We start from the raw sequence: 20947 nt of genomic DNA on the forward strand, positions 1-20947 counted from the left end.
CGCCGGGACGCGGCCGTCCTCGCGCACTTCCCGGCCGGCGTGAGCTGCGACCTGCGCAACCCCGCGCAGGTGCGTGACCTGCTCTCGCGGGTCGGCTTCGCCTATCCCGACACGCGGTCCTGGCGGTTGGAACCGTTCCGGTCGACCCATCGTGGCGTGGCGGCACTGCTCGACTGGCGCAAGGCCGAACGCATCGCCACGACCTACGGCTACGGCTGGCTCGACCGGCACGTCGGGTCCGACGGCCGGCTGCGCGGCGAGTGGGGCGCCGCTGACGCCGCCGCAGGCCGGATGACCGCGTCGGCGGGCCTGCACAACCTTCCGGCGGGGCTGCGGGTCGCGGTCGTGGCCGAGCCGCGCCACACGCTGGTCCGTGCCGACCTCGGCCAGGTCGAGCCACGGGTGCTCGCCGCGGTGTCGGGCGACGCCGGGCTGACGGCCGCGGCGCGCGCCGACGACATGTACGCACCGGTCGCCGCCGCGCTCCACTGTGACCGGCCGACGGCCAAGGTCGCGGTGCTCGCCGCGATGTACGGCCAGACCTCCGGCGCGGCAGGGGAGGCGCTCAAGCGGATGGAACGCGCCTATCCGGACGCGATCGGTTATCTCCGCGCCGCCGAGCAGGCCGGCAACAACCGCCAGGACGTACGCACGTTCGGCGGCCGGCTCATCCGGTTGGGTTGGCCGGAGGCCACCGAGGAACGCGTCGAGGGCGCTGATGCCGCCTTGGTCCATGACGTGGGGCCGGGCCAGGGTAGCCACGCCGTCACCGGGCACGGCCGGTTCGCTCGCAATGCCGTGGTCCAGGGCGCGGCAGCCGAACTGTTCAAGGCGTGGGCTGCCGCCGTCCGGATCGGGCTGCAGGCTTTCGGCGGCCAGATCGTCCTGTGCCTGCATGACGAGTTGCTCGTCCATGTGCCCGCCGAGCACGCTGAGGCGGCGGCCGGGCTGTTGGCCCGGGCACTGGACTCCACCGCCGGTGTGTGGGCGGCCGGCAGCGGTGTGCGGTTCGTCGCCGACATCACCTGCGTATCCCGCTGGTCCGACGCCAAAGGCTGAGCGCAACGTGTGATCGCCCGCCACCCGGGTAGCTGATCATCAAGGAGGTGGCACATCGTGAGCATGGGCGCAAGCATCTTCCTCATTGCGTTCGGCGCCATCCTGGCCTTCGCGGTGGATGCAGAACCAGACTGGCTCCGCATCAACATCGTGGGCTGGGTGTTGATCGTCACCGGCGTCACCATGTTGGTGCTGACGTTCACCATCTGGTCCAAGCGCCGGCGTGGCACGACCGTGACCCAGCATCAGGTGTTCGAGGACGGCAAGCAGACCAGCTCGGAGCGCAAGGTCTACCAGGACACCACCGCTCCACCACCGGAGTGATCCGGGCGCGAGAAGACCTGCGGAAGCGGGGGTGCCCGCGCTGGCAGTGGCACCCCCGCCTCGACCGTGCTCAGCTGACCTTTCCGGTGACGTGTCTCAGCTGGCCTTCCGGCGCTGTCGCGGGGATGGCCACCTGATCGGACCGTGATTCTCGTCGAGCACTGCCGATCGGATGTTGGCGAGGGTCATCGCGAGCAGTCGCGACACGTGCATCTGCGACATGCCCATCTCCTCGGCGATCTGTGCCTGCGTACGGTCGCCGAAGAACCACAGCGTGAGGATCTTCGCCTCCCGCGGCGGCACCTCGGCGAGGACGTCGCGCACGGCTTCCCGTTGCTCTACCCGGTCGAGCGCGGTGTCCTCGGAGCCGAGCAGGTCGCGGAGCGGCAGGCTGTCGCTGTCGGTTCCGTCAGCGGAGGCGGGGACGTCGAGTGAGAGGGCCGAGTAGGCCGACGCGCTCTCCTGCGCCTGGACGATCTGGTCCTCGCCGACGTCGAGGTGTGCGGCGAGTTCGCGGACGGTGGGCGTCCGCTGCAGCTTGCCGGTCAGCCGGTCGTTGGCCTGCAGCACGGCGTGGTAGAGGTCGTGCAAAGGGCGTGGGATGTGCACCGACCAGCAGTAGTCGCGGAAGTGTCGCCGCAGCTCGCCGAGGATCGTGGGGACGGCGTACGCGGTGAACGGCGATCCGCGGTCGGGGTCGAACCGGTTGGCGGCCTGGACGAGTCCCACCATCGCGACCTGGACGAGTTCGTCGACAGGTTCGCCGCGCCCGGAGTAGCGGTTGGCCAGCCTCCTCGCCAGGTAGAGGTGGTCGAGGACGAGCTGCGCCCGCCAATCGTGTGCCGCTGCCTGGCCGGTTTCGGACTGACCGTGTGCTGACGTGATGTCGTGTACGGAGTGGTCAACGTCGACTGGCGTTGTCATGAGCGAGTCCTCCGTTCGCGCGGGCTCTGGGCTTGAACGTGTTACTTCGCTGTCTTTTGCCCTGCCCAAGTCGCGGCTCGCCCAAACATCGACCTCGCCAACCAGGAAATCCTGCCGGCGGACGCGGTGCTCAGTTGATCTGTGCGGCGAACATCCAGCGGTGCTTCTCGAGGGCGCGCAGGAGCTCGATGAGGATGTCCTGGCTTACCTGGTCGATCTCGTCGAGTGGTTCCAGGGCGGCCCGCGCACGGCTGATCGCCGCGTCGATCTGGTCGACGATCGCGCTCACCACCTTGTCGTCGCTCAGGAACCCTTCGTCGAACTCAGGGAGTTCGGTGGTCTGTGACACCGTGGCTGGACGGCCGTCGACCGCGACGTCGAGGGCGACCAGCCGTTCGGCCACGTCGTCGGACAGCCTGCGCACGTCGTCGACGAGGGTGTCGAGCTGTTCGTGCACCTGGGTGAAGTGGCGGCCCTGCACGTGCCAGTGCGCCTGCTTCGCGTTCAGCGACAGGGCGATCAGGTCGACGAGAACGGGCTGGAGAAGTCCGCCCACGTCCCTGCCCGCTACCGGGATGACACGGTTGTCGGCATTCACGAAGAACCTCCTCAGGCTGCGTGGACGCGATGCGTGTGTCCGTGCATCGATGTCCCCTACCCCACCCTGACCGCTGAAACACGAAGACACCGCGTTGATGGCGCCCGACTCCGGTCGCAGGTCGTAGGGCGATGGGAGCAGTGCTGATCCGACCTGCGACCGAGGACCGCGTTCCGGCGTTGCCCTAGCGTCGGCGGTCGGACGTGGCAGGAAACCGGTGCCAGGTAAAGGGAGGGCGTTCGTGACGGTCTGGATCTGCGCCACCTGTGCGGTCGAACACTCCGACACCGTTCAGCCGCCGGCGACGTGTGCGATCTGTGCGGACGAACGTCAGTACGTGCTGCCCGTGGGGCAGCAGTGGACGTCGTTGGACGAACTGGGCGCGGCGGGCCACCGGGTCCGGGTCGAGGCAGTCGAGCCGGACCTGTTCGGTGTCACCGTGCAGCCGCAGGTCGGGATCGGTCAGCAGGCGTTGCTGCTGCGTACTCCTGAGGGCAACCTGCTGTGGGATCCGACCGGTTTCGTGGACGCCGCCGGGGCGGATCGGCTTCGCGAGCTCGGCGGTGTCGCCGCCATCGCGGCCAGTCATCCGCACATGTTCGGTGTCCAGGTCGAATGGAGCCGTGCCCTCGGCGGCGTGCCGGTTCTCGTCGCGGCGGCTGACAGGCAGTGGCTGCAGCGGACCGACCCGGTTGTGGAGTACTGGTCTGGTACGTACGACCTGTTTCCCGGCGTCACGCTGGTGCAGTGTGGTGGGCACTTCGCGGGGAGCGCGGCGGCGCACTGGGCGGGACGTGCCGACGGGCGTGGAGTGCTACTGGCCGGTGACACCATCGCGCCGACGCCGGACCAGCGGTGGGCCTCGTTCATGCGGAGTTATCCGAACAACATCCCGCTGTCGGCCGCCGCCGTGGAACGGGTCGTCGGCGCGGTGGAGCCGTACGACTTCGATCGGCTCTACGGCAACTTCGGCGGCATGGTGGCGCGGGACGCGAAGGCCGCGGTACGCAGGTCGGCCGATCGCTACATCGGTTGGATCAGCGGTGCGTTCGACGCGGACACGTGAGTGGCGGTCTACGGGTCGATGACGTGGCGCAGGTAGCTGTGGGGGTTGCTGAGATAGGCCTTCCAGTGGTCGACGAGCGCGAGCCGGTCCCAGCTGGTGCGGCGGATTCCGTGGTCGCCGACCTCGATGATGTCCGCGTCGGGCGTCGCGGCCAGGACGGGTGAGTGGGTGGCGCAGACGACCTGCGCGCCGGTCTTGCCGAGCTGGTGCATCAGCGCGACCAGGCGTAGGCAGGACGTGAACGACAGGGCGGCCTCGGGCTCGTCCATGACGTAGAAGCCCGGCTGGGCGAACATCGCATCGAAGACGGTCAGGAAGCCCTCGCCGTGGGACATCGCCATCACATCCTCGTCCCAGTAGCCAGGGATACCGAGTCCGGTGACGGTCTCCAGGAGCCCGAACGCGGCCTCCGCCCGCAGAAAGAAGCCCTTCTTCCTGCGCCGCGGACCTGTCATCATCTTCGATCCGGCGGGTGTGAGGTCGAGCTGGAGGACCTCGCCGAGCGGCGTCTTCTCGCGATCGTTGGCGTACTTGCGGCCGGCACGCCCACCCCGTGCGTCCAGCCCGAACGCCTCGGCGAGCGCCTCCGCCAGGGTGGACTTTCCGGACCCGTTCTCACCGACGAGAAACGTGACGGGCTTTTCGAACACGAGCCCGTGCTCGGCGAGTTCCGCGACGCACGGCACCGTGAACGGCCAGCCGTCGGCGGTGGTGCCGGCGGTGTCGGCGCGGTCAGCATGCAGGTGGTCTGGCACGAATGCGCGGCGGACGAGCACGATCATGTCCTTGAAGATCAGCGGGAGAAGATCACGCATATCGACTTGGGCGCTGCCAGCCTACTGGCGCAGTTTTTGGGCTTTGCGTGCCTTCCTGGCTGCAGATGGGCACGCCGGCGTACGTCCATGCCGTCGCACCTCCATGCCGGCGTACCTACACCGGTGTCAGTTCGCGTCGGGCGTTGCGCTGTTGCGGTTCATGAGGTTGGTGACGCGGTGGTGGGGGTTGTGAGGAGCTGAGGCGGGTCTCCGTCGGCAGGATGTGAAGCGCTGACCACACGTCCTGTTCCGAAGGAGACCCGCGTGTCCCACCGTAATGCTCCGTTGACTCCTGCTGGCCGTCTGCGTCTGGTTCAGCGGTGTCAGGCCCGTCCGATCGCTCATGTGGCTGCCGAGGCTGGTGTGTCTCGGCAGTGCCTGTCCAAGTGGGTCGGCCGGTACCGCCGGTGTGGCCAGGTGGGTCTGCTCGACCGGTCGTCAGCGCCACACACCTCGCCCGCACAGCTGGCGCCGGAGGTGGTGGAACTGATCGAGTCCTGGCGCCGCAAGCGCAAGTGGTCCGCCCGCACGATTGCGACCGAGCTGGCTGCGATCGGGCACCGGGTCTCGGCCGCGACGGTGGGGCGCTGGTTCGTCCGGCTGGGCATCAACCGCCGCCGCGACCTCGACCCCGACGGGGAGGTGAACCGCAGACCAGCCACGATCACCGCCCGCTATCCCGGCCACATGATCCACCTGGACGTCAAGAAAGTCGGTCGGATCCCCGACGGCGGTGGCTGGCGCGCCCACGGCCGCGGCAGCACCGCCGACCGGGCCGCCCAACGCGCCAAGAACCGCCGCAACGGCGCCGCCAAAGCCGGCTACGTCTACCTACACTCCGTCATCGACGGCTACTCCCGACTGGCCTACACCGAACACCTGCCCGATGAGACCGCCGCCACCAGCATCGGCTTCTTCCACCGGGCGCGAGCGTTCTTCGCCGCCCACGGCATCACTCGGATCACCCGCGTGGTCACCGACAACGGACCCAACTACCGCGCCGCCGCCTTCGCCCGCACCGTCGCCGCGTTCGCCTCCCGCCACCAACGGATCCGGCCCTACACCCCACGCCACAACGGCAAAGTCGAGCGCTACCAACGGATCCTGGCCGAAGAACTCCTCTACGCCAGAGTCTGGACCAGCGAAACCCAACGCGCCGAAGCCATCCAAGTCTGGAACATCCACTACAACTACCATCGCCCACACACCGCCGTCGGAGACCAACCCCCAGCCTCACAACTCCACCACGGCGTCACCAACCTCCTGATCGGGAACACCTAGCAAGAGCGCCATGGACCTGAGGGGGCACGGTTCGTGATGTCGCTCGGCTCTGGGGGTCTTGTAGCACGCCGCAAGGGCATGCCACGCTCGGCGCCATGACGGACAAGCGCGCCGACCTGTTCCTCACTTGGATGGGACTCATCGACAGTTACACGCTCGACCGAGCGCGGAAGGACCTCATCCAAGACGAGCTCGACTTCGAGCCGCACCCGGGTGCGTGGGGCATCCGCCCGCGGGGCGAGCAACGAACGAAGCACGCCGGCGGCGATGACAGCGGCCAGTGGATCGTCGAGTGTGACTGGGACCTTGCGACCGACGAGTACGAGGGCAGGCCGGTCGTGATGCCAATGACAACCATCAACTGGCTGCTCAACCACTTCGGCGCCGCGCCCGGCCTGTTCGCCGAGCTCGAGATCGTCGGCGGCCGCACCACCCCGACACGCGAGATCTACGACTGCATGTGGGGCCACACGATCATCCCCACCGTCGACGAGGGCCTAGCGCGATTCAACGACGGCTGGGCCGCGCTCAAGGAAGCGCTCAAGAACACGACCGACGAGATGCTCGAGCAGGACTACCCGGGACATCCCTGGCGGCGCGGCGACCACGCCCTCGCGGCGATGCTCAACGAGGTGAGCCACCACGGCACGCAGATCTGCATGGTGCGCGACATCTACGCCAACCGTTATGGCAGGACCCGTCAACGCTGAAGCGGCCGCGGACGTCAAACGGATCTACGGCGAGTACGCGCAGCTCACGCCGGTGAAGCTTGTCGATCCCGCCTCCTTGCTCGCGACCGTGGCGGACGATCCGGCTTCGTAGCTCGTCGCCGCCGGCCGTCAGACGGCACAGGACCGTTACAGCCCCAGGGTGGCACTCCCCAGAACCGAATCGTCTGGCCCTCGACCGGTCCGCCCAACCCCGAGACGGTGCTTCTCGCGACCGCTGTCCTCGTCTTCGTACTCGCCTTCTGGACCGCCGTCATCTCGGGCATCGCCACTGCCGTGAGCTGACACAACGGAACCTCACCACCCCATCGGTGTGCCCGAGAATCGACAAACCAGGGACCGTCAAGGCGGTTCCGTCCGCTCCCATGGACGTACCGACCAGTCCGAGCGACGGGCGTCGGGAACTCGCCTTGCGGCATGAGCAAGCGCGTCGCTAGGGGCATGGCCGCTCGGGGTCGAGGATGCTGACGTGTCCGTCGTCGTCGCGGGTGAACTGGACGCTGCCGCGCCATCGCGGGAGTTTGCGTTGAAGATTCCGCAGGATCTCGATCGTCCTTGCGTCACTGAAACCGGATGTGAACCGCCAATCCAGCCCGGATCCAACAACATCGCTAACGAACACGATCTCGACCGCAAGTAGTGCTCGTCTCCAGTCCTCAGAAGGCAACGCTCCAGTGCTCTCGATCTTCTGCCAAAGCGCCCAAGTCTCGCCTGAGAGTTGTTCGGCATCTGAGAAGCCCATGGCAACTGCGAGAGCGTCAGTTGGAGCGGCTGGTCCGCCCCAGTCGAGCAGCCCGGCGCGTAGGACCGCCTTCTCGTCGTCGATCAAGTCGACGTGAATAGGCTCGCTCGCGGTCACACGCAGATCTTTCCATGCCACCGGGCTGGCGCCCTCACCTCGGCATGGTCGTGCCTCACGCTCAGCGTGCATGAGCGGTCGGGTCGTTACGCAGAGTCTTGGAGTTGGTGGGCGACATCGAGCAGACCATCGAGGGCATCGTCATCGCGGGTTCGGTGCGAGTCGGCCTGGGCTGGTTCAAGCCTTCGCAGGGCTGCGTCGACAATGCCGGAGGCGCCGTATCGGCAAGCAAGATCTCGATCGCGGTAGCCGCGGATGACCTCTGTTGTCGAGTCGTTGGCGTAGGTCAGGACGGCCGCCGTGAGGGCGGGAGCAGTGAGGGTCCCGTAGCAAACCTCGAAAGCCCTGTGGACAGGGGTCGCGAAAGCCACGTGGGCGCGCGCGATGGCGTACCACGTGCCCATCACCTGTATGCGCCACTGCATGCGCACCATCGCACTGATGTCCCCGTACTCAGATCCGCCGCCCGTTCACGGATGTCAGGTATCTGGGGCAGCACCTCGGCACGAGTGGCAGCGCCGACGCCCATCCACTTGAGGTAGAAGGGCAAGATGTACGTGTCGAGCCACCGTCGTCCACCGCGCTCGTCGATGAACCGCTGCTCGGCTTCCAGTTGGGCGCGCATTCGGGCCAACTGCTCGTCATCCACGCCCCCATCTTGGACCACACGTCGGTGCCTCGGCGCTGTTTGCCCACGACCGCTCATCGGCACGACCGCGCACCTCGCGGCAATAGCGTGCGCCCACGCTCCCTGCGGCATGGTCGTGAATCGCGTGCAGCGTGACCTCAAGGCTGGCTACTCTCGCTGTCATGGCGGAACTCGCTCGCGCGTTGGCCGCGCTCCGGATTGCGGGCGAAGCCCTTGTCCCGACAGCGATCACGACGGCTTTGGGATGTGAGCCCTCACGAAGCTGGGCCAAGGGCGACGCGTGGATCTCCCACGGTGTGACGAGAACGCGGCGCTTCGGTCTGTGGAGTCTGGACGCCGAAGAGACGATCCTCGGGCGCCTGACCTCGGACGAGGCGGTGTGGCGCGACCTGGGCGCTCGGTACACCGTCGACCTGTTCTGCGGATGGTTTATGGAGCGCGGAAACGAAGGCGTGACGCTCGGGCCGGAGACGATGTTGGCGCTGGGGAGACGGGGCATCCCCCTCGATGTTGACCTGTACGGGGGAGACGAGTCCGCCGACGGGTGAGGGGTCCACCGCCCACCAGGACATCGGCATGGCCGCGCGGCTCGCTGCAGTGCGGGTTGGGCTGCCTTCCGCGTAGCATCCGTGTTGCGCTCGGCCTCTGACTAGGCCGGCGGAGGGCAGGTGGGTGGTTGGTGAGGTTCGACTACAACGTGCTGAGGGTCGATGTAGACCGCGGCATCGATACCTTGGCTGTCCACAGCGCGTACGTTGCTGGCGGACATGATGGCGTCTATCTCCGCGTTGCGCGGAGCGCCAAGTTGCGCGATCTGGACTTCCTTCGCGACCTTTCAGGTCTGCGCTATGTCGAGGTCTTCGGGCCGGTCGTCGACGATACCGCGGCCTTGCTGATACCTGGCGTCCGCGAAGTGTGCCTTCTGACGCGGTGCAAGAAGCCGCTGCCAGACCTGACCGGCTCGACGACCTCGAGGATTGGCCTCGACTCGTGACCGACTCCGGGCCGAGCGAGGAACGCCTTCGTCGGAGTCCACCTGCAACGACGGACGACGAGCTCGTCAAGTTCGAAAGCGCACTGGGGACGCTCCTGCCTGATGAACTGGTTCGGCTCTACAAGGCGGCCAACGGGTATTACAGCGTCCACGGACAGTGGTGGGTGATCTCGCCACTTGATCAGATGGCTGATGCCGAGAGTTGGCTGAGACCCTTCGACGGCTACCTCGACGACTGGATCGCATTCGGCGACGACGGAACGGGCGACCCGTACTGCTTCCATCGCGTTGACCAATCGATCACCCTGCTGAGCATGATCGATCGAAGCCACGAGCGCGTGGCCATTGGGCTTCCGGACTTCTCGACGATCGTCCTCTCGCGCGTATAGCCATGGACCCGCGAGCGAAGAGCGGCAAGTGAGTGCCTACTGACCGCTCAGTCCATGCTGACCATGATGGCGTCGCCACAGGTTCCAAATCTCTGAGGACACCGCGGCGTACCGCTCGATGGGGCCGGCAGTCTGTGCGTCGAACCACTGAACGAAGGTCTCGTGCGTCAGCGCGTTCACGTCCTCGGGGCCGTGCGTGTTCGGTAGGCCGATCACGATGGTTTCCGCTTCCGCGTCGTACTCATCTGTGTTCGTCTCGAAATTGATCCCGACAGGATCGGCCCGAAAGAGGATCTGCGACACAGAATCGACGAGATCTCGCTGCGTCACTGTCTGCTCGAACCGTGATTGACGTGCCCTTCGAACCTCGGCCTGGATGTGCTCCCACTGCACATCCTCAGGCGCCCGCTTCTTGCGGCGGAACCTTCATGAAGCAATCCTCTCAGGAAGGAGCGGCGAGGAGGTCGGAGCAGCAAACCTCGCATCGGCATGACCGCCCGGATCGCGGCATAGAGTGCTGCTCAGTGCCCGTGAGGCGGCTGCACCAGTGGAAGAGTCGACCGGAGCGGTGCGGCGAGCACCCGCGCAACCGAGTCTGGGATCCGAGGTCCGGGCATCGCCTCAAGTTCGGCCTCGAGGGACCGATCTACTCGACCGGAGCAGTCACAGTCCAGGTACTCCTCAAGCCCGTAGCACTTGTTGGCCAGGCTGGACTCGAAGGTCGGCGGCGCGAGCCGCGCCAGAGGCCTGATCATCGGTCCGGTGACGACAGCAGGGCGGGCTCGAAGATCCGCGGCCATCAGCCCAGCGAGGGAGTGCACGGCACCCTCCGTGTCTGGAGCGGGCACCCCATATCTCTCGTACAGAGCCTCGGTCAGCGGATCGACGGTCCACGCGCTCACTTGCTGGTCGAACCCCGCCAGCTCCGCGACCTCTGGGTCCTCCACGTCTTCGAGAAGAAGTGCTACGGCAAGATCCGGCCAGTCGCCCGAGCCAAGGCAGCCCATGCATTCCGCGGCCCGGGCAATATGCAACGTCTCGTTGAGCGCCACCGGGTCCACGATCGATCAGCGTAGTTGCCGACGAGCGCCACCGCACGAGGAATTCGCCGCACGCACATCGGCATGACCGCGCAGATCAGCATGCCGGCCACCCCTCGGCAAGGCACAGTGTCGGCTACGACCAGTGGCAAAATACGCCTGTGTCGAACTCCGCGGAGGGCTCTCCTAAGGATCGCATCGTCGCGGCGTTGCTGCGCGACGGCAACTGGGTACTGCTATGTCACCGATCTCCCCGGCGTCGTTGGTATCCCGACGTCTGGGACCTGCCCGGTGGCACGTGGAACCTGGGGAACTGCCTGGCGCGGCACTTGCCGAGAGCTTCGAGAGGAACTGGGCATCGACATAGCGGCACCATCGGGTCCGCCCGAGGAAAAAGTTCGTGCCGACACGTTCGACATGCAGATCTGGCTGATCGAAGCGTGGATGGGGTCTCCGGTCAACGTTGCGCCAAACGAACACGATGCCATCGCGTGGTTCACCGAAGATGTGCTTGGAGAACTGTCCCTAGCTCATGACAGTTACCGTGCCATATTCAGCAAGGTTCTTGCACAGCATCGAGCCTGACCACGACTGAACACGCGCTTCTCGGCACATCCGGGCTCACAATTGGCGGCAGATGCGCGCTACGGCAGCGGAATCTTGCCGTCCGGGCCCGACTGCGCGACGACGAATGGGGCGGCTCCTGGCTCGACGACACTGACTCTCAGGTCGGCGAATATCAGCGTTATGTTGTGTCCGTTGGTCTCGATCAACACCTCGCGGAAGGGCAGTCCTAGCAGCGCTGACCAATCGCGAGTCTCATCAGACTCGGGCATCAACTGCATGCCTGGGTAGAGGCACTGCCACTTCACGCCCCATACGTAGCCCTCGGGCTCCCCGGACCGTAGCCATTCGTCGTACTCGGTGAACTCATCGCCAAGCGAGCGGGGCCACACATCTCGCCGAACTGCGGTTGTTACCGACGCTTTCACGCAATGGGTAAATCGATAGCGAAGGTGCGCCGGTCCGATGCCAGTACGGGGGTCGGCTGCCGCGTATACGTAGACGTCGTAGTCACGCATGTAGTCCGCGTAGCCGTGAAAAACGAGGCCTTGGTCGAAGACATCTTCTAGCGCCTCGCGCAGTTCCTTCGCGTCCACCCCGACAGCCTGCACCACGCAGTGGCACACGTCACGTGGATTCGGCCGAGCCGCACGGAACTCGGCAGATCCGTGTGTTGGTCGCTCGTCGGGCGGTCTGTAGGGTCCCGGACCTGTCGCGCATCAGCTGGTGGAGTGCCCCTGACTGCGGAGTGCAGAGGCCGCCGCTGGCCTGGTCGGCGTACTCGGCCAGCACGGAGCTGGAACACGGCGAGAATACGGAGACCGGTCGGTATGGATCGACCGGGCGGGGGGTGGCGTCGGTGGCGTGTCTTTGACCCTGCGGGCGTTCGATTTGCTGGGCCGGCTCAGCGCTGCCTTGGCTGTCCATGAGGCGTTCAATCGTGTCACGTGCGACGTCGATCCGGACAACCCGTCCTGGCCCGGGACAGCGCTGAGAGTCGCCCCGGCGCCGCCCGCAAGGGCGGTAGCCGGGCGGTACGCCACGGCAGCAGCGCCTTGATCCATAAGACAGCCCAGTTCTGCAATGTCCGGCGGTCAAGTAACGCTAGGTTGCAACGGACTTGGATCCTGGGACCAATCAGTTGGTCCCCATGGTCCCAAAACGGCCGACCTGTCGGCGCGGCACCGCGCTGACCTGCGGGAACGCTTGTCGGGCTGGCGGGATTTGAACCCACGACCCCTTGACCCCCAGTCAAGTGCGCTACCAAACTGCGCCACAGCCCGTCGCCCGAAACCTCCCGGTCGGGCGGATGGAACATTACCGCAGAGCCGCTCGAACTGCGCCGCCGGCCGGCGCACCCGCTACTTCCCCTTGCGCTGGCGCTTCTCGCGGATCCGCAGGGTGATCATGATCGGCGAGCCGGCGAACCCGAACTCCTCCCGGAGCCGGCGTTCGATGAACCGCCGGTACGAAGGCTCCAGGTAGCCCGTCGTGAAGAGCAGGAACTTCGGCGGCGACGTCTGCGGCTGGGTGCCGAAGAGGATCCGTGGCTGCTTGCCGCCTCGCAGCGGGTGCGGATTGGCCGCCACCAGCCGACCGAGGAAGGCGTTCAGGGTGCCGGTCGGGACCCTGGTCGACCAGCCTTCGAGCGAGGTCTCCATCGCCCGGACCAGCCGGTCGACGTGCCAGCCTGTGAGCGCGCTGACGTTGACCCGAGGGGCCCAGCGCACCCGCACCTGCCGGTCCAGCTCCTTCTCCAGCCGCAGCCGCCGGTCCTCGTCGACAAGATCCCATTTGTTGAACGCAAGTACCAGGCCGCGACCCGACTCGACGACGGTCGAGATGATCCGCAGGTCCTGTTCCGACAGCGGCTCGGCCGCGTCGAGCAGGACGATCGCGACCTCCGCGCGTTCGATCGCCGCGGTCGTACGCAGGCTGGCATAGAACTCGTGTCCGGCCGCGTCGCGGACCCGGCGCCGGATGCCCGCGGTGTCGATGAACCGCCAGGTCTTGGCGCCGAGTTCGACCAACTCATCGACCGGGTCGACGGTCGTGCCGGCCACCTCGTCGACGACGACGCGCTCCTCGCCGGCGAGGCGGTTGAGCAGGCTGGACTTGCCGACGTTCGGCTTGCCGACGAGAGCGATCCGCCGCGGGCCGCCGACTCCTGGACCGCGGTCGGCTGGCGCCTCGGGCATCGCCTCCAGCACCGCGTCGAGCAGGTCGCCGGTCCCCCGACCGTGGATCGCCGAGACCGGCCGTGGCTCACCGAGTCCGAGTGACCACAGGGCGGCCGCCTCGGTTTCGCCGCGCAGGTCGTCGGCCTTGTTGGCCGTGAGGATCACCGGCTTGCCGGCCCTCCGGAGGATGCGTACGACGGCCTCGTCGACGTCCGTCGCGCCGACAGTGACGTCGACGACGAACAGGACGACATCGGCGGCGGTGACGGCGATCTCGGCCTGGGCGGCCACCCGGGCCATGAAGCCCTTGGCATCGGGGTCCCATCCGCCGGTATCGACCAGGGTGAACCGCCGGCCGCGCCAGTCGGCGTCGTAGGTCACCCGGTCGCGGGTGACACCGGGAACGTCCTCGACGACGGCTGCTCTCCGGCCCAGGATGCGGTTGACGAGCGTGGACTTGCCGACATTGGGACGTCCGACGACCGCGACGACCGGTGCGTCCGCGGCCACCGGGCCGTCGAGGTCGTCTGCGGGCCCCCCTTCGTCGACGAAGGCATAGCCGTCATCACCTTCGTCGGCAAAGGCGTCGGCGAGCTCGGCAGCCTGCCGGGATTCCCTGTCAGTCACGAAACTTCCTCTACGTCGATGCGTCCCGGGGTGGGCGCGGCAGCCTCGCGGGGTCCCGCCTCCTGCTCGGCGCCGGGCGCCGCCTGGCCGCTGACCTCGACCGCCTCGCGAAGGTGGGCGATCAGGGCCTGGCGCAGTCGGGAAGCTTGTTGGCGTACGACCTCGCGACGGCGTGGCCACGGCACCGCCTCGAGGACGACCGGCCGGCCGAAGACCACGTCGATCCGCGTCCTCATCGAGGGTACGGCCCCCGTCGACTTCCCGAGCGCGCGCGTCCCCAGGCAGGCCACCGGGACGACCGGCGCCCCCGTGCACAGGGCGAGATACGCGACGCCGGGTTTGATCACGGTGAAGTCGCCGGGTCCGCGCTTGCCCTCGGGGTAGATGGCGAGGACGTCGCCCCGGTCCAGCACCGCCAACGCGGCCTTGAGGGCACCGGCGTCGGCCGTCCCACGGTCGAGCGGGATCTGGCCGAGGCGCCGCAACGTCCTACCCAGCAGGCCGTGGAACATCTCCTTCTTGACCAACCCATGGACCGGCCGCGCCATCGCCGCCGCGAGGACCGGCCCGTCGAGGATCGCGAGGTGGTTCGACGCCAGGATCACCGGGCCGTCGCCCGGCACGTGGTGCCGGTCATGGACGCGGATCCTCCAGGCCAGCTTCAGCACTCCAGAGGCGGGCCGCCGCGAGAGGCGCATCGGCCACTTCGGCGGGCCCGGCGTGCCTCGCCAGTACGCCGAGGGGGACGAAAACTGTGGCGGGAACGGAGTGGGCGGCGGGTCGGCCGCTCCGCTCATCGGGGACCGCACGCCCCCACCCGTTCGCCGGCGAGGGCCGCGATTCGGTCGATGACCTGCTCGAGGTCGAGCTCAGTCGTGTCGAGAACCACGGCGTCGGACGCACGGCCGGACTGGTCGGAGTCCAACCGGTCGCGGCGGGCGATCTCCCGGCGGGTGAGGCCGACCTCCACCCTGCTGCCGGCCAGGCCTTCGGCCGCGCGGCGATGGGCACGGACATCCTCTCGCGCCGTCAGGTAGACCTTGACATCGGCGTCTGGAGCCACGGTGGTGCCGATGTCGCGGCCCTCGACGACGATGCCGCCGTCACCGATCAGCTCACGTTGCAGGTCGATGAGTCGCGTCCGGACCGCTGGCACGGCGGCGACGGCGCTCACCGCGTTGGTCACCTCGCGCGACCTCACCGGACGGGAGACGTCCACCCCGTCGATCGCGATCCTCGGCGCCTTCGGGTCGGTCGTCACCTCGAGGTGGGGCTCCCCACAGCGCGCGGCGATCTTCTCGGCGTCGTCGAGGGGTGCGCCTGCTCGCAGCATCCACCAGGTGAGGGCGCGGTACATCGCACCGGTGTCGAGATAACGCAGGCCGAGGCGTCGCGCCACCCCTCGTGCGGCACTGGACTTTCCTGAACCCGACGGTCCGTCGATCGCCACCACGATGCCGGCCAGATCTGCCTCGTCGGCTCGCTCCACCTTGTCGTCTCCTCCCACGATCCGCCCGGTCCGCCGCGCAGGCTAACCGTGGACGTCCCATCCGTGCTGCGCCAGGGCCTGCAAGAGTGCGGGTACGGCATCAGGGTGCACCGCGAGCTGGACCAACCCGGCGGGGGTGCCGGGGCTGTGGTCGATGCGTACGTCCTCGATGTTGACTCCGGCCGCACCGACATCGGCGAACAGCCGCGCCAGCTCACCGGGCTGGTCACGCAGCTGCACCGGTACCGACGCGAAGGTCTCGGGACGCATGCCGTGTTTGCCGGGGAGTCGTCGTACGCCGGTGGCACCGCGTTCGAGGACGTTCCTCAGGTCGGGAGCCCCGGGCGCCGCCAGCTCGGTCTCCGCAGGCGGGACGGACTTCTCCAGGGTCACAGCAAACTGGTGCATGCGTTCGGCCGTCTCGTGGAGCAGCTTGGCCACCGGCTCGGCGTTGGCGGCGAGGATCTGGCTCCACAGGTCGGGGTCACCGGCCGCGATCCGGGTCACGTCGCGCAGGCCCTGCCCGGCCAGCACCAGGTGGTCCTCGGCCGCGGTGGTGAGCAGGCCGGCCACCACCGAGGAGGCGACCTGGGGAAGGTGGGAGATCAGCGCCACCGCTTCGTCGTGCTCGGCCGGCGCCATCGGCACCGCGAACGCGCCGCAGGTCGCCGCGAGGCCCTCGACCGCCTCGACCGCCTCGGGCCGGCTTCCCGGATGCGGCGTCACCGCCCACGCCCGCCCGTCGAACAGGTCAGCTCGCGCGGCCAGCGGTCCCGACTGCTCGCTGCCGGCCATCGGGTGCCCGCCGACGTACCGGTCGAGGAACTCAGGCGCCCTCGCAGCGACGGCGACGACCGTGGCGGCCTTCACGCTGCCAAGGTCGGTGACCGTCGCCCGCGGGAACCGCTCCAGCGCGTCGGCGATGACGGTCCCGAGGGCAGCGGGTGGTACGCCGACCACGACCAGATCGGGCTCCGCACCATCCGTCCCGGCCGCACCATCCGTCTCGCCCGGGCCATCCGCGCCGCCGACGTCCGCTCGACTGGCCGGTACGCCCGCGCCGAGAGACACGGCGACCCGCACATGTCCCGGATCGCGGTCCTCGAGAAGGACCTCGAGACCCGCCCGACTCAGCGCGAGCCCCACCGAGGTGCCCATCAATCCGGCACCGATGACGAGGATGCGACCCGTCGGACGTCGGTTCATGGCTGCCCCGGAGGGGGCGTCGGCGAGTCGTCCGGCACGGCGTAGACATGGGAGAGGTCCCGGCGCAGCGCGGCCGCGCCGTGGAGGTAGACGTGAGTGATCTCGTCCCGGCTGAGCGGGGTCTCGACATGGGCCATGAGCCGGATCACCCGCGGCATCCCGCCACCGATCTCGAGCTCACGCGCGCAGAGCAGGGGGACGTCGGTCATACCCATCAGGCGCGCGGCGTAGGCCGGAAACTCCGAGTGCACGTCGGACGTCGCCGTGAAGACGATGCTGATCAGGTCGTCGTTGTCGAGGTCATTGGTGCGCAGGACCTCCTTGACGAGTTCGGCCACGCGATCGAGCAGGTGCTCGCGCTCGTCGATCTCGAGCTGGGTCGCACCCCGGACTGCCCGGACCGGCACGGTGAATCCTTCCGTCCGCTGTGAGTCGCCGCGTCATCTGAAGGGGTACGCCTACCAGAAGGAGGCGTACGACGAACAGCGCCGGTAACGCGGCATTTGTCCCTGTGGCGACGCCTGTCGTCGGGGTCACCCTATCCGCGCCTGGTATCACCCGGCGTCAGAGGGCGACCCAGCCGGCCCGGATCTCCCAGTGCCTACCGGCCTCCAGGTGCGTCACGATCGCGCGTTCCAGCGTCGTACGCCTGGGAAGCTCGTCGATCGTGGGGTTGATCTTCCTGAACACGAACTGGAACACGTCGTTGTCGCCGACCCGTCCCCCGGGAACAAGCTGGAAGCGGCGCTGGAACCGGACGATGTTGGAGTCGGCGGGGAGGTACTCCGCGAGCTGCGGATCGAGCAGCCACGACGAGCAGATGGCGTAGCGGTAGCCCTCCTCAGGGAAGTACCGGTCGTAGAACTCCCGCGCCCGCCGGAACGACTCCTCGCACGCCTCGTGCGTCATCGGACCCGACTCCGGGATGTGGACACCCAGTGCGGTGTCGCCCCTGCGGAACGGAGCGTCCGTCGCGGCGATCGCCTCATCGTCGAAGCTGACGGTCCCGCGGTTGAACTGCAGCCGGCCCATGTCGTAGATCAGGCCACGAAAGTGCAGAGAGAACCAGAACTGCACGTCGAGACCGCCGACGCCGTGGATTCGCCGGTAGATGGCGATCTGGCGGCCCAGGTCGGCGAAGGTCGCCCAGCTCACGTCGGCCGGGATGCCGCGCTCCTCGTGGTAGCGCAGGACGGTGGGCACGGCGGCGAGGAGGACGTGGACATAGAAGAACCGACCCTTGGCGCCGAGGCTCGCCGGAAGGTGCGGCCACCGCAGCCAGTCCCAGTTCAGGTCGCCCATGCTGGTCTCGAGCAACTGGTGGCAACGCTGTAGGAGCCACCAGAGCTCGGGGTCCCCGGCGGCGGACGGGCGGGTCGCGATGATCTCCGCGGCGTCGTCCGGGAGGACGCCGACACGTTGGAGGAGGGGGTCGATCTCGGCGAGGTCAGGGAGTGGGACCTCCTTCACGGGCGGTGACAGCCGGGCGAGTTCGGCCACCCAGTCCGCGTGCTCCTGACCAGATCCGAGCAGCGTGACGACTGCTGCGGCATCGACGTCGGTACCCAACGACCGCCACCTCCGTAGAACCTCGACCTGTCTTCGCGGGGACCGGCACCGAGGGCGTCGAGGACCCACGCGAGCGACCCGCCCGACCACCGAACCAGATCCACCCGGGAGAACGCCAGCCGCGCCCCCACCGAACCTGGTGTGCCGACCACGGCTGGCCAGCGGGGACGATGCTGCCATGCCCCGGTCCTCGCGGCTTCTACGACAGCAGCTGATGCCCTTCTCCCACGCGTGCGGGCGTCCGCGCCCCGTCTGTCGCAGGCGCTCCCAGGAGCCCGCGGGTCAGGCCTCCGGTTCGTAGGCGACGTTGACCTCCGCGGCCGACGCGAGACCCTTGTAGCCCTCGACGGCCTCCAGGCGTATGAAGCGGGCAGTGACCGGCTGCCACTCGGCGTACTTCCGGTGGTACGAGTAGCTCCACTCCCCCTGCGCGACCTCGGTGAAGGCGGCGCCGTCGGTACTGACGGCGATGCGGAATCCCATGATGGTGCCGTTGCAGCTCACATCCTGGCGGGGTGTGTAGACGAGTGCACGGGTCACGTAGTCGCCGCCGAGGTCGAGGGTGATCGCTTGTGGCAGCGGGTTCTCCGGTCCCGTCGCGCTGTGCCACAGGGTCGCGTCGTCGCTGTCGATCGCGTTCTGCGGACCGGATCCTTCGAGCGAACTCGTCGCCGTCGCCGTCATCTGTCCCTGCGGGACGACATGCGCGAACTCCGGCACGTCGTCGTCGTTGATCGGGTCGAGTCGGTTCGCCATCCGGATGAGGTCGAAGTACTGGTCGGCGCGCACGACCTCGTACTCCGGCCCGAGTTCCGCGATGACACCGGCCACGTCGGTCGGTGTCATCGCCATCGCGAGCACGCCCATCGACAGGAACAGCGGCGAGTTGCCGTCCCAGCCGCGGGACGCCTCGGCGATGGAGGCCTTCAGCTCCGCGACGTTGTTGTTGAGCATGACGACCGACTGCGGCAGGTCGTCGGTCAGCATCTTCGTGAGAGTGCAGCGTTCCCAGCCGAACATCACACCCGCCGGATCGATGTCCTCGGAGTAGGCCGTCACCTCGTGCTCCGTCATCCAGACGCTCGGTCCGTTGACGCGGTTGAGGACGTAGACGGTCTCGAGCCCTGCCGCCTCGAGGTACTTCCCCGAGTGCCGGGTGTAGGTACGGAAGTCGGCGTCCGGCCACGGCGTCGGGTTGATGTAGCCAGCCCCGGAGGGTCCCGCCATGAAGTGGTCGTTCGGTGTCGCGGTCGACTGGTAGTAGCGCAGCATCGCGGGGGCGGCGTCGAGCAGCAGCGGGCTGATCCCCCAGTTGAGCGGGACGCTCCCCCGCGCCGGGTCACCCCAGATCCTGCGCAGGACCCGCTGGTTGTACTGCAGGTTGTCGCCTTCGGACATCGTGAACGTGACATAGATCTTGTTGCGCAGCCTTGGGGCTTTGGCCTTCGGTTGCGCGATCGGCTCCGCCCGCGTACCCGACCAGACGCTCATGTTGGCGAACCAGTCCGCCGGCACTACGTAGACGGCGTTCTCCGAACACAGCTGGGTGGAGCTGAACTCTCCCGGCGGGAACCAGCCGAGGTACGGCGAGTTCGTCGGCATGTCGGCGAGAAAACGTGCGTAGAGCGCGCGTTCGGCAGGGATCGCGGAGTCGAGCCAGATCACGAGGGAGCGGTTGGCGACGGGATAGTCCCGCAGGTACGCCGATCCGGTGCGCTGGCCCTCGGGCTTGAGCCCGACGAGCATCCGGTGGGTGGCCTCGGGCCAGAGGTTGTCGTAGGTCCACTGGTAGACGTCCAGGCGGCCGGTGAACCGTCCCCGTAGATCCTCGAGAACGGGGTAGTCGTAGCCGTCTGCAGCGAGCTTCGCGGCGAGTTCGGGGCTGACGGCCAGCGCGTCCCGCAGACCCGCGAGACCCGTTGCCGCGTTGATGGTGTCGAGCACGTCGGGGTCGTAGATCACGATCCCCGTCGGTACGTCCGCGAACTCCTCGAGCAGCCGCCACCTCGAATCGAGCATGGTGTACGTGATTCCGAGGCCGTCGGTGAGCCAGGTCTGCTTGCCCTGGTCCCCCGGCTGGAGCAGGTAGATGCGAGGCAAGGTGCGGTTGACGATGCCCTGGAGGCAGGCGAAGAGCACCTGTTCGTCGCGCGGAACCTCCTCCAGATCGGCCACCAGGAGGTGTCGAGCCCGGGGAAAGTGCGGCAACGCCTGGCCCTCGGGCCAGCTGATGCCACCTGCGTCGGTGGCGGTCGACGCCGATACTTTGTCAGAGGTCTTACCAATCGACTCAAATAAAAGTGCGGCTTCCGGCTTCGTCGCAGAGGACGCGACACCGGCCGCGACCGCGCCGGTGAGAAACACGCGTCGGCTGACCATGGGATCTCCCTCGGGGCTTACGCAGTGGGGCCTGATGGCGGGACGCCCGAACCCTAGATCACGCCGGCGGTGAGTCAACCGGCTTGACGGCCATGTGCACCAACCCTGTCCGGAGCTGGATGGCGTTGTCCCCATCACCCGGACAACCAGCGGGTTAGCCGAGAAGTGCGGGGAATGATCACGCACACGTGATCATTCCCCACGATG

At 67.7% G+C, this 20947-nt stretch carries 26 protein-coding genes and 1 tRNA gene; 10 read left to right on the forward strand and 17 right to left on the reverse strand.

Going from position 1 to position 20947, the window contains the following annotated elements; all coding sequences use genetic code 11:
* Together ABN028_RS29865 and ABN028_RS29870 are read left to right on the forward strand one after the other, a co-directional pair.
* The coding region (locus ABN028_RS29865) for a DNA polymerase (protein WP_349698910.1) at positions 1–1059 on the forward strand (1059 nt) is incomplete at its 5' end.
* Between the two features lie 63 nt (positions 1060–1122).
* Positions 1123–1383, forward strand: coding sequence for a DUF6458 family protein (locus ABN028_RS29870; RefSeq protein ID WP_349325973.1), 261 nt, complete (start codon positions 1123–1125; stop codon positions 1381–1383).
* 96 nt (positions 1384–1479) lie between these two features.
* On the opposite strand, the gene ABN028_RS29875 is transcribed toward ABN028_RS29870, so the two are convergent.
* On the reverse strand, positions 1480–2307 hold the full coding sequence (locus ABN028_RS29875) for a SigB/SigF/SigG family RNA polymerase sigma factor (protein WP_349698911.1): 828 nt from the start codon (positions 2305–2307) through the stop codon (positions 1480–1482).
* Positions 2308–2437: 130 nt separating this feature from the next.
* Positions 2438–2905: a Dps family protein gene (locus tag ABN028_RS29880; RefSeq protein ID WP_349698912.1), complete on the reverse strand. Its 468-nt coding sequence runs from the start codon at positions 2903–2905 to the stop codon at positions 2438–2440.
* A gap of 241 nt (positions 2906–3146) precedes the next feature.
* Here ABN028_RS29880 and ABN028_RS29885 point away from each other — a divergent pair, with 241 nt between their 5' ends.
* On the forward strand, positions 3147–3971 hold the full coding sequence (locus ABN028_RS29885; RefSeq protein ID WP_349698913.1) for an MBL fold metallo-hydrolase: 825 nt from the start codon (positions 3147–3149) through the stop codon (positions 3969–3971).
* Positions 3972–3979: 8 nt separating this feature from the next.
* Here the strand turns inward: ABN028_RS29885 and ABN028_RS29890 are convergent, their stop codons facing one another.
* Complete coding sequence (locus tag ABN028_RS29890) at positions 3980–4786, reverse strand: AAA family ATPase (protein ID WP_349698914.1); 807 nt, start codon at positions 4784–4786, stop codon at positions 3980–3982.
* A gap of 264 nt (positions 4787–5050) precedes the next feature.
* Here ABN028_RS29890 and ABN028_RS29895 point away from each other — a divergent pair, with 264 nt between their 5' ends.
* The 3 genes from ABN028_RS29895 (at position 5051) to ABN028_RS29905 (ending at position 6889) form a co-directional block, all read left to right on the forward strand.
* Positions 5051–6067: an IS481 family transposase gene (locus ABN028_RS29895; RefSeq protein WP_349698915.1), complete on the forward strand. Its 1017-nt coding sequence runs from the start codon at positions 5051–5053 to the stop codon at positions 6065–6067.
* Between the two features lie 95 nt (positions 6068–6162).
* Positions 6163–6777 carry a DinB family protein gene (locus ABN028_RS29900; RefSeq protein ID WP_349698916.1) on the forward strand — a complete coding sequence of 205 codons (615 nt, stop codon included), beginning with the start codon at positions 6163–6165 and terminating at the stop codon, positions 6775–6777.
* On the forward strand, positions 6755–6889 hold the full coding sequence (locus ABN028_RS29905) for a hypothetical protein (protein WP_349698917.1): 135 nt from the start codon (positions 6755–6757) through the stop codon (positions 6887–6889). The genes ABN028_RS29900 and ABN028_RS29905 overlap by 23 nt, the downstream gene beginning before the upstream one ends.
* Before the next feature lie 339 nt (positions 6890–7228).
* Here the strand turns inward: ABN028_RS29905 and ABN028_RS29910 are convergent, their stop codons facing one another.
* The 3 genes from ABN028_RS29910 to ABN028_RS29920 all read right to left on the reverse strand — a co-directional run bounded on the left by ABN028_RS29910 (position 7229) and on the right by ABN028_RS29920 (position 8303).
* A complete protein-coding gene (locus ABN028_RS29910; protein WP_349698918.1) occupies positions 7229–7654 on the reverse strand; it encodes a hypothetical protein in 426 nt (141 codons plus the stop codon).
* An 86-nt stretch (positions 7655–7740) separates the two neighbouring features.
* A complete protein-coding gene (locus ABN028_RS29915) occupies positions 7741–8079 on the reverse strand; it encodes a hypothetical protein (protein WP_349698919.1) in 339 nt (112 codons plus the stop codon).
* Entirely contained in the window at positions 8058–8303 is a 246-nt protein-coding gene (locus ABN028_RS29920; RefSeq protein ID WP_349698920.1) for a hypothetical protein, read from the reverse strand. Before ABN028_RS29920 ends, ABN028_RS29915 begins: the two co-directional genes overlap by 22 nt.
* A gap of 161 nt (positions 8304–8464) precedes the next feature.
* On the opposite strand from ABN028_RS29920, the gene ABN028_RS29925 reads away from it, so the two are divergent.
* From ABN028_RS29925 to ABN028_RS29935, 3 genes are all read left to right on the forward strand, one after another.
* Entirely contained in the window at positions 8465–8851 is a 387-nt protein-coding gene (locus ABN028_RS29925; RefSeq protein ID WP_349698921.1) for a DUF4279 domain-containing protein, read from the forward strand.
* A 128-nt stretch (positions 8852–8979) separates the two neighbouring features.
* Positions 8980–9297: a hypothetical protein gene (locus ABN028_RS29930; RefSeq protein ID WP_349698922.1), complete on the forward strand. Its 318-nt coding sequence runs from the start codon at positions 8980–8982 to the stop codon at positions 9295–9297.
* A complete protein-coding gene (locus tag ABN028_RS29935) occupies positions 9294–9686 on the forward strand; it encodes an SMI1/KNR4 family protein (RefSeq protein WP_349698923.1) in 393 nt (130 codons plus the stop codon). The genes ABN028_RS29930 and ABN028_RS29935 overlap by 4 nt, the downstream gene beginning before the upstream one ends.
* A 36-nt stretch (positions 9687–9722) precedes the next feature.
* On the opposite strand, the gene ABN028_RS29940 is transcribed toward ABN028_RS29935, so the two are convergent.
* Positions 9723–10079 carry a hypothetical protein gene (locus ABN028_RS29940; RefSeq protein WP_349698924.1) on the reverse strand — a complete coding sequence of 119 codons (357 nt, stop codon included), beginning with the start codon at positions 10077–10079 and terminating at the stop codon, positions 9723–9725.
* A gap of 128 nt (positions 10080–10207) precedes the next feature.
* Complete coding sequence (locus tag ABN028_RS29945; RefSeq protein ID WP_349698925.1) at positions 10208–10747, reverse strand: hypothetical protein; 540 nt, start codon at positions 10745–10747, stop codon at positions 10208–10210.
* Positions 10748–11017: 270 nt separating this feature from the next.
* Between ABN028_RS29945 and ABN028_RS29950 the strand changes: the two genes are divergently transcribed.
* Positions 11018–11311 carry an NUDIX hydrolase gene (locus tag ABN028_RS29950; protein ID WP_349698926.1) on the forward strand — a complete coding sequence of 98 codons (294 nt, stop codon included), beginning with the start codon at positions 11018–11020 and terminating at the stop codon, positions 11309–11311.
* A 59-nt stretch (positions 11312–11370) separates the two neighbouring features.
* Here the strand turns inward: ABN028_RS29950 and ABN028_RS29955 are convergent, their stop codons facing one another.
* The 9 genes from ABN028_RS29955 to ABN028_RS29995 all read right to left on the reverse strand — a co-directional run bounded on the left by ABN028_RS29955 (position 11371) and on the right by ABN028_RS29995 (position 20740).
* Positions 11371–11886: a YxiG-like protein gene (locus tag ABN028_RS29955; protein ID WP_349698927.1), complete on the reverse strand. Its 516-nt coding sequence runs from the start codon at positions 11884–11886 to the stop codon at positions 11371–11373.
* Between the two features lie 613 nt (positions 11887–12499).
* Positions 12500–12573, reverse strand: a tRNA-Pro gene (locus ABN028_RS29960).
* 78 nt (positions 12574–12651) lie between these two features.
* The gene (der, locus tag ABN028_RS29965; protein WP_349691788.1) at positions 12652–13980 is read right to left on the reverse strand and encodes a ribosome biogenesis GTPase Der; all 1329 of its coding nucleotides are present in this window, start codon (positions 13978–13980) and stop codon (positions 12652–12654) included.
* A gap of 113 nt (positions 13981–14093) precedes the next feature.
* Positions 14094–14906 carry a lysophospholipid acyltransferase family protein gene (locus tag ABN028_RS29970; protein ID WP_349332105.1) on the reverse strand — a complete coding sequence of 271 codons (813 nt, stop codon included), beginning with the start codon at positions 14904–14906 and terminating at the stop codon, positions 14094–14096.
* Complete coding sequence (gene cmk / locus ABN028_RS29975; RefSeq protein ID WP_349332104.1) at positions 14891–15586, reverse strand: (d)CMP kinase; 696 nt, start codon at positions 15584–15586, stop codon at positions 14891–14893. The genes ABN028_RS29970 and cmk overlap by 16 nt, the downstream gene beginning before the upstream one ends.
* 42 nt (positions 15587–15628) lie before the next feature.
* On the reverse strand, positions 15629–16792 hold the full coding sequence (locus tag ABN028_RS29980) for a prephenate dehydrogenase (RefSeq protein WP_349698928.1): 1164 nt from the start codon (positions 16790–16792) through the stop codon (positions 15629–15631).
* Positions 16789–17199, reverse strand: a complete 411-nt coding sequence (gene aroH / locus ABN028_RS29985) for a chorismate mutase (RefSeq protein ID WP_349332102.1) — start codon at positions 17197–17199, stop codon at positions 16789–16791. Before aroH ends, ABN028_RS29980 begins: the two co-directional genes overlap by 4 nt.
* A 157-nt stretch (positions 17200–17356) precedes the next feature.
* Positions 17357–18361: an acyltransferase domain-containing protein gene (locus ABN028_RS29990; RefSeq protein WP_349332101.1), complete on the reverse strand. Its 1005-nt coding sequence runs from the start codon at positions 18359–18361 to the stop codon at positions 17357–17359.
* 282 nt (positions 18362–18643) lie between these two features.
* On the reverse strand, positions 18644–20740 hold the full coding sequence (locus ABN028_RS29995; RefSeq protein ID WP_349698929.1) for a discoidin domain-containing protein: 2097 nt from the start codon (positions 20738–20740) through the stop codon (positions 18644–18646).
* Positions 20741–20947: the final 207 nt, after the last annotated feature.

It is taken from the genome of Actinopolymorpha sp. B17G11 (assembly GCF_040196095.1).
In the GTDB taxonomy this organism is placed as follows: Bacteria; Actinomycetota; Actinomycetes; order Propionibacteriales; family Actinopolymorphaceae; genus Thermasporomyces.

Bases quoted from the DNA above. Each gene is read 5' to 3' on its own strand.
- ABN028_RS29870 (WP_349325973.1), top strand. From the start codon at position 1,123: ATGGGCGCAAGCATCTTCCTCATTGCGTTCGGCGCCATCCTGGCCTTC.
- ABN028_RS29875 (WP_349698911.1), bottom strand. From the start codon at position 2,307: ATGACAACGCCAGTCGACGTTGACCACTCCGTACACGACATCACGTCA.
- ABN028_RS29890 (WP_349698914.1), bottom strand. From the start codon at position 4,786: ATGCGTGATCTTCTCCCGCTGATCTTCAAGGACATGATCGTGCTCGTC.
- ABN028_RS29900 (WP_349698916.1), top strand. From the start codon at position 6,163: ATGACGGACAAGCGCGCCGACCTGTTCCTCACTTGGATGGGACTCATC.
- ABN028_RS29905 (WP_349698917.1), top strand. From the start codon at position 6,755: ATGGCAGGACCCGTCAACGCTGAAGCGGCCGCGGACGTCAAACGGATC.
- ABN028_RS29915 (WP_349698919.1), bottom strand. From the start codon at position 8,079: ATGCAGTGGCGCATACAGGTGATGGGCACGTGGTACGCCATCGCGCGC.
- ABN028_RS29925 (WP_349698921.1), top strand. From the start codon at position 8,465: ATGGCGGAACTCGCTCGCGCGTTGGCCGCGCTCCGGATTGCGGGCGAA.
- ABN028_RS29980 (WP_349698928.1), bottom strand. From the start codon at position 16,792: ATGAACCGACGTCCGACGGGTCGCATCCTCGTCATCGGTGCCGGATTG.
- ABN028_RS29995 (WP_349698929.1), bottom strand. From the start codon at position 20,740: ATGGTCAGCCGACGCGTGTTTCTCACCGGCGCGGTCGCGGCCGGTGTC.